The following is an 11,531-nucleotide window of genomic DNA, read 5'->3' as shown; positions in this document are numbered from 1 at the left end:
GACCGCCACCGAATACCACACCGAGATGACCACCCGCTTCGCCATCTGGGACGAGATCACCGGCGCCACCGCCCTGCCCGCCGCAGCGTAAGCCAGGCCCCCACCCGACCCCTACACACCCTGACGCGCCCTCAATCGATCAACACCACACCAACGTGACAACGCCAGTTTCGTCGATGAGCACATTCTGGAGCACATCACAGATGAGGAAGAACGGCACCACGCGGAGATCGACATGGACCGGATCCGCGGAGGGGTCCGCACGATCCAGGGCTACGTGGCAGAGCGCGTGAAGGACCTCGCTCCGGTCCTGGGGCCCGTCAGAGCGCGCACCCTCCGGTGCCCGCAGTGCCTGCAGTTCGCCCTCACTCCGACACTCATTAGGGGCGTGCCGGGGTGGTGCCAGTCGGACGCAAGGTTCTCCACCATGTACTGCCACCTCTGTGTCCAGGGCTATGGCGCTCTGGGCCTGGCCCTGGGCTATGCCGTCCGCGTTCTCAACCGCGCCATACCTGATGCCTCGTACGACGGTGACGCCCCGGACCGGTGCCCCGTCTGCACCATGAGCAGCCTGGTTCGAGGAGCCTCGACAGCTGCCGCTCCGGAGACACTCATCGACTTCTGCTTCCATTGCCCAGATGTGATCGATGGGCTGCAAGAGTGCCAGCGCTGCGGCTCTATCTACACCAGCGAGCAGGGTCATCGATGCCGACGCCGTAGCTGAATGCCTCGCGCATGAGGACGTCGTCCTCATGGTGGCGACGGGGTCCTGATGGGGGTAGGGAGCGGGCGTCGCGCTGCACCGCAGCTGGGGGAAGGCCGCGCCCCAGCCTCCCAGATTTGTCACTGGACTGGACGGGCTGCTCCGACAAACTCGGCAATCCCGTATCTGTGAACCAGATCTTCTCGTTCGTGCCGACTGGCGCGTCAGCCAGGACTCGGGCGTGCCGATCTGCTGGATCAGCAACGCCTCCTGGGGCCACCTCTCCTGGAACGCTTCCCGGGACCGGCTGGAGGCCTCCTGGACGAAGAAGGCGCCGTCGGTCACCGAGTTCGGCCTGGTCGAGCCGGGCTGAGGGCGGCGCCTCAGGGTTGTCCGCCGAGGCCGGAAGTGAGGTCGCGCTTGAGGCGATCGATGGCCTCCACGATGTCACGGGCCTCGTCGAGCATCTCGTCCGACACCGCGTGCCCGGGCCCGTAGTAGCGCTCCTCCATCTGGGCGTAGAAGTCGGCGTAGTACTCGGCCAGGACGTCCAGCAGCGAGTCGCCGTAGCGCGGAACCTCGGCGGGCAGCGCCTCCAGCACCGTCCAGACCGCGCCCTCAATGCCGTAGACCGTGGCGGCGCCCTGGGCGAGGTCGGACAGGCGGTAGCACAGCATAGAGTCGCCGTGCTTCGTCTCCTCCTCGCCAAGGCGGACAAGGGGGAGCAGGTCGGGGTCCAAGTCGGCGACAGCCTTCTCGTACCGCTCCGACGTGCGAGGGGCCGGCGGGACCGGGCCCCGGCCAGGGCCGGTGATGAGCCGCCACGGCTGGTTGACCGGAAAGTAGTCGGGCAGCTCGGGGTCGAACTCTGTGTCGGCGATGGCGAAGATCTCGTCAGGTAGCTCCACCCCGTAGCACTCGGCCAGCGCCTCGCGGGCGCTCCGTCCCTGGTCGTAGAGGGCTTGTGCGCGGGCGGCCATCGCGGCGTATCCCTCGCGCGGCGTCGTCGGACTCACTTGTCGGTTCACCCTTCGGCAGGTTGGAGGATCTCGTCCAAGCAATCCTTGATCTGTGCCCAGGTCTCCACGAGTTCGGCGGAGGTGAGCGCGCGGACGATTTCCTTGGTGACCTCCCCGGCCTTCTTCACCAGATCCTCGCGCTCCCTCTCGCCGTCGAGCACCTGCTCGACCTTTGCGTCGATCGCCTCCAAGCGAAGCCGGAGCTCCTTGGTACCGAGCGCCTCCGGATTGCGTGCCATCATCCGTACGACACTTTCCACCTCGGAGTAGACCTTGGCCGTCAGGCCCTGGGTGGCCAAGATTGCCCGCCGGGCCTCGTAGGACGCGGGCGTTTCGGACTTGGACATCTCCATGGCGAGCCGCTTCGCTTGCGCATAGGTCTGCGACTGCCCCAGCAACGCGTCGGCGGGATCAGGTTTCCGCCGCCTGGGCCGGACGGCGTCCAGCACCTCGGGGGCACCGATGCCGAACCCCCGAGAGGGGTCTTGGATGAGAGGGTCCGTCGTCGTCACGGCCTCAGGGACGTAGGCCACGAAATCCCTTTCGTCGCCGCGGTATCCCCTCGCCAGCCGATCACGGATCGCCCAGCCCTCGGCGTCCTTCTTGCCCCAGAAGGGCTTCTTGCCTCCCATCATCGCCGGGTCCTGGAAGATGCCCCGTTGTTCGCTCTTGTCGTGGGTCCATGCCTTGATGAGCATGTTCGGCTCAGTCGGATAGATCATCCGCGGCAGGACCTTCGCTACGGCCGCCCGGATCGCCCGGTCGATCTCGTTGCCCAGGACTGTCAGCTGTCCCCTCCGGGGATCCGCTTCCTCGGCCCAGCTGACGCCCTTGAAGGAGTACCCGCCGATGGTCAGCATGGGGTGCCGCTCCATGTCCGCGAGAACCCTCGTGTACTTCGCGAGGACACCCATCGGGTCCTCGCCGACGGTGGTCAGCCCGCCGTCCGGATCCTGACTGAAGACGTGCACCCGATGGTTTCGGGTGGACAGAATGTCCACCGCCTGCTTGGTGTACGTCGAGCGGAGCACCTGTTCCCGCAGGGCGCCGTACGGAAGCGACCTACTCTGCAGCATCGCCGACTCCTCGTCCTTCGCCTTCGTGCGGTCGCCCTCGTCACTCAGCTCCGCGTACGCCTTGCGCACTTTGCTCAGCGGCACCGCCTTGCCACCGGACTTGGGGAACCACCGCGGCTCCCAGAGGAAGCCGAAGACCGCCATCAGCATGTTGTCGCGCTCCGCCACACCCGAGACGGCGCTTGCTACCTCCTTGCCGGCCGTGGCGGTGGCCTCGGTGTCCAGCTTTTCGAAGGCGTTGACGCCCGCGATGACTGCCGTCCGGTGCGCCGCCACGGCCTGCAGTTCCGGGTCACCGGCCCAGGCCTGGTCCAGGTAGCGGGTCGCCAGATCGCTCTTGGCTTTGTCGGGCGTGGCGAGAAGGTTGACGGCAAAGCCGGTGAAGTCGTCCTTCACTTCGAAGCCACCGGCGGGGAAGGGCTGCAGCTGCTCGTTCACGGTCCCGACCAGAGTGGTCTTCAACTGGGCCGCGCCTTGAAGCGGGCCGATCTTGTACGGGAAGACCTCGCCGGCCGCCGGCACCTGGCCCTGCTGCTGGGTGGTGTTCGGCGCGATCTTGACGGTGGTCGCGATCTGGTTGTCCCGGGCCACCCCAGTGAACGGCTCCATGCCGATGGTGAGCTTGAGGCCGCGGGCACGGCCGTCGAGGCGCCCCTGCTGGGTCACGGTGATGTTCTTGGCCGCGGCGACCTTCCTGGCGTACGCGGTGCGCAGGTCGCCGTCCTCAGGCTCGGCGGTGCCGCGCAGCGCGTCGAACGACTCCGCGATCACGGCGCGGTTGAAGGCGCTGTGGTCCTTCGCGGCGTACCAAGAGGCGCCGTTCTCGCCCTTCGCGATCCAGCCCTTCCCCTCCTCGGCGGTGGCCTTCTTGGCACCCTTGCTGGCCGTGGCCCGGACCGTCCAGTGGGTGCCTGCCTCGGCGACTACGACCTGCACCTGTACGCCGCCGCGGGCCGCTCCGGTCTTGGCCAGGGCCGATTCGAGCTCGGCGCGGCCGACGAGCTGCGTATCGGTTCGCTGCCGGGCGACGGTCCAGCCGCGCTGTGCGGCCTGCCGGGCGATGACACGCACGTCCAAGGGATCGGCCTCCTTGCCGTCCTTGCCCTTGAGTTTTTCCCAGAGGGCTTTGCCTTTCTTGGCGATGAAGCCCACGATTTTGTCGATGGCCCGATTGACAGGTCTGGCGACGGCATGGAAGACGGATTTGACCTTGTTGGCTAGGCTGCCGATGCCGAGGAGCGAGGCGAGAAATCCGATCAACAACGGCACACTGGCCGCGAGTGCCGCTTCGACCATCTTCGGGACGCCCGCCGAACCGCCGTTGGCGATGGCGATGACGGCGTCCAGGACGGCGTTGACGAACTCCACGATCTGGGCGCCCTGGTTCACGATGAACGTGACGATGTCGATGATTCCCTTGACCGCGCGGACGAACGCGGAGGCGGGGTTGAGGAGGGAGATGATCCAGGTGATCCCGGCGATGATGACGGTGGGGATCAGGTAGCTGGTGAGTTTTTCGAGGATAGTGGCCTTGAGGTCGCCTGCTTCCTCGGTGATTTCCTTGACGGCGCCTGCGGGGCCCTCGGTGGCGAGTTTCTTCGCGACGGGGACTGAGGTTTCGACGGCGGTCATGGCCTGGTCGGGGATGCCCTTGCGGGTGATGCGGGCGCGGATGTTGTCCCAGGTCAGGCCGAGGAGGGAGGCGATGAGCTGGATGATGCCCTTGAGGTCGAACTTCTGGGGGAGTTCCAGGCCGGCCTTGACCGCCGTTCCCAGCAGCCAGGAGACGACGCCGGTCTTGAGGTGGGTGGCGATGTTGGTGACGAAGAGGTTGAGGCCGGCGCCGACCGCCTTGACGAGGTTGCCGAGGAACCCGATGGGATCCTTGATGATCTTCATGATGGCGGAGGCGGCCTTGGCGAGGATGCCGAGGAGGAGGTTCTTCAGCTCGTTGATCGTCTTGATGACGCCGACGATCGCGTCCTTCGCCTTGTCGACCAGGCCCTTGTTGGCTTCCTGGAGCTTCTTGATCTCCTCGTCGACCTTGTTCAGCGCGGCGGTGTACTTCTGCGCGAGATCCTGGACGAGCTGCTCGGACTTCTCGTTCACCGTGGCTTCCAGGTCGTCGAACTTCCCCGCGAAGTCGGTGGCGGCCTCCTGGCCGAACTCGCGCAGATCTGCGGGGAGTCTGTCGACCTCGGCCTTCAGCTCCGCGCGGCCCTTGGCTATGCGGGCCTTGGCCTTGCCCAGTTCGGTGCCGATGATGTCGGCGACGGACGAGATGACGGTCTGCATCTGCGCCACATAGAGCTTGCGGGCTTCCTGGAAGAGGTCGTTGGCCTCCTTCGGCATGCCCATCAGCTTGTCCTTGGCCCACTTCGCACCGCCGAACATGCCTGAGTAGCGCTTGTCCTTGTACTTCTTCATGCGGCGCTTGTGGTCCGCGGTGAACGCGTCCCGGGCCGCCTTCTCACCCGAGATGAACGCGGCGTCGACCTTCTTGTCGAGCCCGGACAGGGTCTCCTCGACGTCCTTCTTCGTGCCGTCGTAGACCTTCTGGAGCTTGGCCGTTACCTCGGCGCGCTTCTTCTCGTCCTTGGACTTCGTCTCGCCCTTGCCGCCGTCCACCTGTTTGCCAGCCGAGGTCCTGGTCTCGGTCAACGCGTTCATTGCCTGCGTCCCGGAGGCCGCCGCTCCCGCCTTCGCGGTGCTCAGCTGCTGTGCCTCGGCAGCCCTGCCCTTGGCGGGGGCCTTCGCGGAGTCGTCTTCCGCTGTCTTCTTCGTGGACAGGGCCTGATCGAACTCGGGCTCGTTGCCCTTGGCCAGCTGGTCCTCGGTGACCTCGGCGTCCGCCATCGCCTGGTCGTTGGCGGCCGGGCCCTCGGAGAAGTCCGTGACCGCGGCCGGCTGCTTGTCCGGGACCGCGTCGGCGGCGGACGGGGCGCCGGGGTTGGCGGGGGGCTGGTCGGGGGTCATCGGGGTGACGGGTTTGTCCTTGGCCGCCGAGGTGTCCGGCGGGGCCTTGGTGGCCGTGTCGATGTCCTTGGCGGAGGAGTCCTTGCCGTCCTTGACCTTGCCGTCGACCTCGTCCTTGATCTGGTCGGCCTTGCCGGACTTGGAGAACTTGTCGGCCTGGTCGAGGTTCTTCGGGGCCTGCGCGTCGATCGCCTTGTTCACCGCGTCGACGAACGCCTGCTTGTTGAACTCACCCGGCTTCGCCGCGTTCATCTTCTCCGCGTTCGCCGCCTTGCCCTGCGCCTCCTTGTCGTCCGGCGGCGCGACCGCCGCGTCCTGCGCGGACTTCGACTCGGCGGCGGCGGGAGTGTGCGCGGCCAGGCGGACCTTCTTGGCCGCCACGTCCGCCTTGACCTTGCGGAAGCCGGGGGCCTGGGCGGGGGACGGCTTCACCGGGGCCGTGTACCGCTGCGCGACCAGACGGGAGACAGCCCTGTTACCCGCCACGCCCTGCAGGCGCTGCATGCTCTGCCGACTCAGTCCGCGAATCTGTGGTGCGGGGGCAGACGTGCGGCCCGAAGCCGAAGAACTGTGCTGAACAGATGCGGCAGGTGTTGACTGATGCGGTTGGTCGCTGTCGGGAGACTTCTCCTGACCGGCTTTCACCGCATCACCCCCGTCGCCTATTCATCCGGCCGTGTGCTCCCCCACAGTGCGAGGCAACGGAGAGTCCGGGAATGAACGTTCGGGCATTGAAAAGTGCAGGGACGGGCGCCTGTGAGGGAAGACCGTGAAGAACCTGCACCACCATCGCCCTGCGACGTGTGTAAGAGGGTGTCTCACGTGGTGAGTTTTGCGAGTCTCTTGTAGCAGGTGAGAGCTGCGGCGAGGCCGAGGAACGCGAGGAAGTGGCTGCCTTTTCGTTCGTACTGGACGGTGAGGCGGCGGTAGCCGAAGAGCCAGGAGATCGACCGCTCGATCTTCCAACGGTGCCGGCCGAGCCGCTCGCCGGACTCGATGCCGGGGCGGGCGATCCGTGCGATGAGGTTCCGGCTGCGGAGCCACCGGAGGGGCGTTGTCACGTTGGTGTGGTGTTGATCGATTGAGGGCGCGTCAGGGTGTGTAGGGGTCGGGTGGGGGCATGGCTTACGCTGCGGTGGGCAGGGCGGTGGCGCCGGTGATCTCGTCCCAGATGGCGAAGCGGGTGGTCATCTCGGTGTGGTATTCGGTGGCGGTCATCAGATGGCGGCGTGGTCGGAAGTGCGGCGAGATACCGCTGAACGCGGCCAGGAATCGCTGGGCTCCGCCGACGGAGCGGAAGCCCTTCATCGCGCGTTCGCGCTGCCGGGTGGGCTGGTGGGAGTTCTCCGCCCGGTTGTTCAGGCCCTTGTGGGCGCGGTGTTCTACGGAGGGCATGATCTCGCGGTGGGCCGCGCCGTAGGAGCGGAGCTTGTCGGTGACGACCACCCTCGGCACCGAGCAGGTCTTCTTGAGCAGTTTGCGGAAGAACCGCCTGGCCGCGGCCTTGTCCCTTCGGCCCTGGACCAAAATGTCGAGCACGTTGCCATCGGCGTCGACGGCCCGCCACAGGTACTTCAGCTCACCGTTGATCTTCACGAAGACCTCGTCCAGGTGCCACTTGTCGCCCGGCTGCACACGCCGGCGGCGCAGGCCGTTGGCGTAGTCCTGCCCGAACTTCGTACACCAGCGGCGGACCGTCTCGTGGGACACGAGCACGCCGCGCTCGAGCATCAGCTCCTCGACCTCGCGGAACGACAGCGGGAAGCGGAAGTACAGCCACACGCAGTGCGCGATGATCTCCACCGGGTACCGGTGCCCCTTGTACGACGGCGGCGCGCTGTCCACGGACGACCCCGCCCAGCACGACCAACCAGAAGATCATCCCACCCGGTCAGTCAACGTGACAGTGCCGTCCATCGGAATCTGCGCTCGCGCATTCGGAACGCCCTGCATCCACGAACACGCGTGTATTCGATGCTCCATGCTCCGACCGGACCCGGATCAGAGACACCGCCTCGTCGAGATCCGCGACAACCTGATCGCCCGAATCACCGAAGCAGAACAGGAGGGATGGCTCGGTGAGATCGAAGGACTCCAAGTCAGCCTCGCCAGCGCAGAGGAGAAGCTCATCCAGCTCGATACAGAGCAAGTCCGTCAACGCCAAGTGATCGATCTAGACATGCCCCACTTCAGCCAGATCGCGACACGAATCAGTACGGCAAGAGGACCTTCAAGTTAGACGAGCTTCATCCACGCGAATGATCTACACCACCCTGACCCAGGCCACGCTCTACGGGCGGCGGGCCAGCAAGTGGGTGTCGAGGAAGCCCCGCTCGGGCGCTGGGTCGTGGAGCAACCGAGCCACTGTGACGAGGCCGGCACCGGCCAGACCACTGGGCATCCGAGAGCAACTGAAAACGCGACACGGGACCAGAGTTCCAGCCAGAATGCTCAACCTTTGCCAGACACGCCCTAGGGATCCGGCCAATGGCTTCGGGTCAGGTCCGCTTGCGGCTCGCGATCTCGTCAGAGAGCTGCTGCACGTGGGCGGGGTCCGCGTCCCGGGCAAGGGCGACGTAGTGGTCCACGACGGCCGGCCGGTAGCGCACGGGCAACGTCTGTCCTGGGGCGAGTCGGGTGAGCTCGGTGATCGTGAGGTCTTCGTCTGCGATACCGCGGAACGATCTGCCGCCAGCGGTCTCCACGTCGAACATCAGGACCACGCGTGGACTGCCGCCGCTGCTGACCTCCCGCCAGTCGACGAGAACGCCGAGCGCAAGCGCCCCCGTACGCAGATCCGCATTGCGCTTCCGTGCATCACTGCTCAGGAGCGGGTTCGGGGCGACGCCCGGGAAGTCGGGCCCGACGCCGAGCGATTCCCGACTCATGATCAACAGGCGGCCTCACCCATGCCCCGGCACCCCCAGAACAACCGTCACCCCGTCAGGTCGCGAAGCGCGCAGCTTGTGCACGACGTTCGCGCACGCCCTGAAGGAATTTTCGGTCGGAGCTGTCCTCGGGCATTGTATAATCTTTTAGCAGGTTTCCATTTTCATCCCAGCTCTTCTCCCACAGGGTAACGCCATACTCATACTCGCCCTCTTCCTCCAGCTGTCCGTTTTTATGCCAATGGCGAGCAGACCCGTGCAGCGCGTCGTCGAAATATACTTCATCGAGGGCCAGGCGGCCGGGGCCGTACCATTCTCGGCAGGGCCCGTGTCGTAGGCCGTTCACATACGTTATCTCGGCATCACGAAAAGCATTGCCTTGGGTGGAGTACGCAAGGCCGGAAAAGGGTTCCGGTTCATCGCCTATGTAAGCGAGGCAGTTGTCGTCGTAATCGAGGTCGCCCATGTCGACTTGTCTCATTGCCCGTAACCAATCGATGCGTCGTTCGCCGTCGTAGGAATGTTATTGTGGCGGGCTGCGCGTTTCCGCAAAAGGCGCGGTCAGGCCAGTGGCCTGCGTCGCCGCCTGCTATGGTGCCGCTCCTGCACCCCGCACCGGCGCCGACATCCTGCCTCGCGACGCACCCGAACGCGCCGAGCGGAAGAAGGGACCGGTCGTGAAGGATGGCGTCCCGCCGAGTGATGTAGCAGCGATCTTATAGTAGGACCTGGTTGGTAACCGGCCAGCTGCCGAAGACATTCCTACATCCAAGCACCCACCTCAGACCCTCCCCACAACACAATTACGCGGTAAATTACGTAGTTTTACCGACCTCCCGCAGCAGCGCGAGCGGGCACGATCCCTTCCCACAGGCAGCCCCACCCCCAAACGGGGGCACTGCCACAACGCTCTTACGGTGCCGTGGTGGATGGCAGCCCGCTCGCCGTCGCCGACAGTGGGGACAGGACGGTGCAGGTGTGGGACCTGGCCACCGGCCAGCAGACCGGGCCGGAGCTGGAGTTTCCCGAAGGGATGACCGCGCTGGCCGTCACTCCCGACGGCCGTCTGGTGGTCGGGTTCGGCGGCTGGGAAGTGGCGGTGCTGGCCCGCTGACCACCAGGTTCCCCGCACGGTACGCCCCGGGGGTGTCCGCCACGCGGGGCCGGGCATCCGGGGCGTGCCGGCGTCGACTGTTCGGGGGTAGTGGTGGGCGCGCTCCGTATGCCACGGTCGGTGTAGCTACGACGGTGTGTTCTCATGGGCGGCGGTGCGGGCGTTCCCTACACCACTCCACGGGACACGACCCCGCGAAGAACCGGCACATGGACGCCTCGCTCGAGCACTGCACCGCCACCATGGTCACCACCCTGTTCGACCAGGCCGAGCGCCGCGACCCCGAACGCCTGCGCCACTGGAACGTGCTCGTGGACGGTGCCAACCACCAACTCGAATGCCTGGCCCAGGAAGCGGCACGGCGCGGCGTGAGCATGACATCATCGTCGATTTCGTTCATGCGCTCGAACCGTCACTATCCGACGCCCCCGTGCCAGTAACGGCGTTGCCAGCGGGGCCCCGCTGCTGATTACACTCTGCCGCGTGCCCGAACAAACGAACCAGCCACTCGGCCGTGAATTCTTCGACCGCCATGTCACGGAGGTCGCCCCCGACCTGCTGGGGCGCGTCCTGATCTGCACGTTGCCGGAGGGCCCAGTCTCCCTGCGCCTTACCGAAGTCGAGGCGTACAACGGCCGGGACGACCCCGGCTCGCACGCCTACCGGGGCCGCACCCCGCGCAACGAGGCCATGTTCGGGCCGCCCGGGCACGTCTACGTGTACTTCACCTACGGCATGCATTTCTGCATGAACCTCGTGACCGGTCAGGACGGCCACTCCTCGGCCGTGCTGCTGCGCGCGGGCGAGATCCTGGACGGCGTCGAACTCGCCCGCAAGCGCCGCCCCACCGCCCGCAGGGACCGCGAACTCGCCCAGGGCCCGGCCAGGTTGACCGTGGCCGTCGGTGTCGACCGGGCCTTCAACGGCGCCGATGCCTGCGGGGACGGCACGACGTTCAGCGTTCTGACCGGCACACCCCCCGACCCGGCGCTGATACGCACCGGCCCCCGCACCGGCGTCTCCGGCGCGGGCGCGACCACCCCCTGGCGCTTCTGGATCGACAGCGACCCCAGCGTCAGCCCCTACCGGGCCCACGCCCCCAAGCGGAAACGGGGCGGCGGGGCGGATGCCACCCCAGACTCCCGCGCCTGACACACCCGAACACGCCCACGCGCGCTGGCGCCCACCAGGCCCGGAGCGCGCACAGTCAGAGCCCACATCCTCAGCCGGCAAGCCGTCCCTCTTGGTACCCGAGTCACGGCTTGCTGGACCTGCCCACCGTAGCCGGGCCAGGCGCCCCGCCGGTCCGGCGACTCAGGGCGAGGGCCGCCCGGACCCGATACTGGCGGGCCGGCCGCCATCCCCGCCACATTGCCCCAGCGCGGCCGCCCCGCCCTCGCTGCCCGCCGCATGGCCTTCCACCTGCAATGGTCCACCTGGCGACGCCGCCACCAAGCCCGCGCCCGCTGGCACCACGACAAGCAACGCCTCGCTGCCCTCGCCTGAACTGACGCCCCGACCACCCGTCAGATCACGAAGTGCGACTGGAGTACTGGGCTCACACCATGAGCGTGTCGGATTGTTTGACGGTTTCGTCAGTCGACGATCTGAACTGGTTGGCCGTATCCCACGTGAGCGGATGCAGAACGGCCAGTCAAAGTGAACCTTCCCCTTGATCGTGGACACCTGGAGACTGGGACATGAGGTTCCAGAGGAAGTAGCACCAGGTGGGAAGCAAGTACACGAAGCGGTACA

Annotated in this window: 10 protein-coding genes and 2 pseudogenes; 5 read left to right on the top strand and 7 right to left on the bottom strand. The window is 66.5% G+C overall.

Annotated features, from left to right (window positions below):
• The first annotated feature begins 944 nt into the window (after positions 1 to 944).
• The gene (locus ABZY11_RS38740) at positions 945 to 1,076 is read left to right on the top strand and encodes a hypothetical protein (RefSeq protein ID WP_356483667.1); all 132 of its coding nucleotides are present in this window, start codon (positions 945 to 947) and stop codon (positions 1,074 to 1,076) included.
• A gap of 10 nt (positions 1,077 to 1,086) precedes the next feature.
• Here ABZY11_RS38740 and ABZY11_RS38735 read toward each other — a convergent pair whose 3' ends face one another.
• The 4 genes and pseudogenes from ABZY11_RS38735 to ABZY11_RS38720 all read right to left on the bottom strand — a co-directional run bounded on the left by ABZY11_RS38735 (position 1,087) and on the right by ABZY11_RS38720 (position 7,619).
• Positions 1,087 to 1,719, bottom strand: a complete 633-nt coding sequence (locus tag ABZY11_RS38735) for a hypothetical protein (protein ID WP_356483666.1) — start codon at positions 1,717 to 1,719, stop codon at positions 1,087 to 1,089.
• An 8-nt stretch (positions 1,720 to 1,727) separates the two neighbouring features.
• Positions 1,728 to 6,278 carry a hypothetical protein gene (locus tag ABZY11_RS38730; RefSeq protein WP_356483665.1) on the bottom strand — a complete coding sequence of 1,517 codons (4,551 nt, stop codon included), beginning with the start codon at positions 6,276 to 6,278 and terminating at the stop codon, positions 1,728 to 1,730.
• Between the two features lie 314 nt (positions 6,279 to 6,592).
• Positions 6,593 to 6,820, bottom strand: a pseudogene (locus ABZY11_RS38725) (transposase); the annotation flags it as partial.
• 79 nt (positions 6,821 to 6,899) lie between these two features.
• Complete coding sequence (locus ABZY11_RS38720) at positions 6,900 to 7,619, bottom strand: IS6 family transposase (protein WP_356483664.1); 720 nt, start codon at positions 7,617 to 7,619, stop codon at positions 6,900 to 6,902.
• 136 nt (positions 7,620 to 7,755) lie between these two features.
• Between ABZY11_RS38720 and ABZY11_RS38715 the strand changes: the two genes are divergently transcribed.
• A complete protein-coding gene (locus ABZY11_RS38715; protein WP_356483663.1) occupies positions 7,756 to 8,013 on the top strand; it encodes a hypothetical protein in 258 nt (85 codons plus the stop codon).
• A gap of 51 nt (positions 8,014 to 8,064) precedes the next feature.
• Here the strand turns inward: ABZY11_RS38715 and ABZY11_RS38710 are convergent.
• The 3 genes and pseudogenes from ABZY11_RS38710 to ABZY11_RS38700 form a co-directional block, all read right to left on the bottom strand.
• Positions 8,065 to 8,163: pseudogene (locus ABZY11_RS38710) on the bottom strand (SAM-dependent methyltransferase); the annotation flags it as partial.
• A gap of 109 nt (positions 8,164 to 8,272) precedes the next feature.
• Positions 8,273 to 8,662, bottom strand: a complete 390-nt coding sequence (locus ABZY11_RS38705; protein ID WP_356483662.1) for a hypothetical protein — start codon at positions 8,660 to 8,662, stop codon at positions 8,273 to 8,275.
• Positions 8,663 to 8,717: 55 nt separating this feature from the next.
• The gene (locus tag ABZY11_RS38700; RefSeq protein WP_356483661.1) at positions 8,718 to 9,128 is read right to left on the bottom strand and encodes a hypothetical protein; all 411 of its coding nucleotides are present in this window, start codon (positions 9,126 to 9,128) and stop codon (positions 8,718 to 8,720) included.
• Positions 9,129 to 9,587: 459 nt separating this feature from the next.
• Here ABZY11_RS38700 and ABZY11_RS38695 point away from each other — a divergent pair, with 459 nt between their 5' ends.
• The 3 genes from ABZY11_RS38695 to ABZY11_RS38685 all read left to right on the top strand — a co-directional run bounded on the left by ABZY11_RS38695 (position 9,588) and on the right by ABZY11_RS38685 (position 10,928).
• Positions 9,588 to 9,776: a hypothetical protein gene (locus ABZY11_RS38695; protein WP_356483660.1), complete on the top strand. Its 189-nt coding sequence runs from the start codon at positions 9,588 to 9,590 to the stop codon at positions 9,774 to 9,776.
• Positions 9,777 to 9,985: 209 nt separating this feature from the next.
• A complete protein-coding gene (locus ABZY11_RS38690; protein ID WP_356483668.1) occupies positions 9,986 to 10,216 on the top strand; it encodes a hypothetical protein in 231 nt (76 codons plus the stop codon).
• Between the two features lie 43 nt (positions 10,217 to 10,259).
• Entirely contained in the window at positions 10,260 to 10,928 is a 669-nt protein-coding gene (locus tag ABZY11_RS38685) for a DNA-3-methyladenine glycosylase (RefSeq protein WP_356483659.1), read from the top strand.
• The last annotated feature ends 603 nt before the right edge of the window (positions 10,929 to 11,531 follow it).

The sequence above is a fragment of the Streptomyces sp. NPDC006510 genome (assembly GCF_040611955.1).
Lineage (GTDB): Bacteria > Actinomycetota > Actinomycetes > Streptomycetales > Streptomycetaceae > Streptomyces.
The sequence above is the reverse complement of the archived record's forward strand: the minus strand, read 5'-3'. Positions and strand labels throughout refer to the sequence as shown.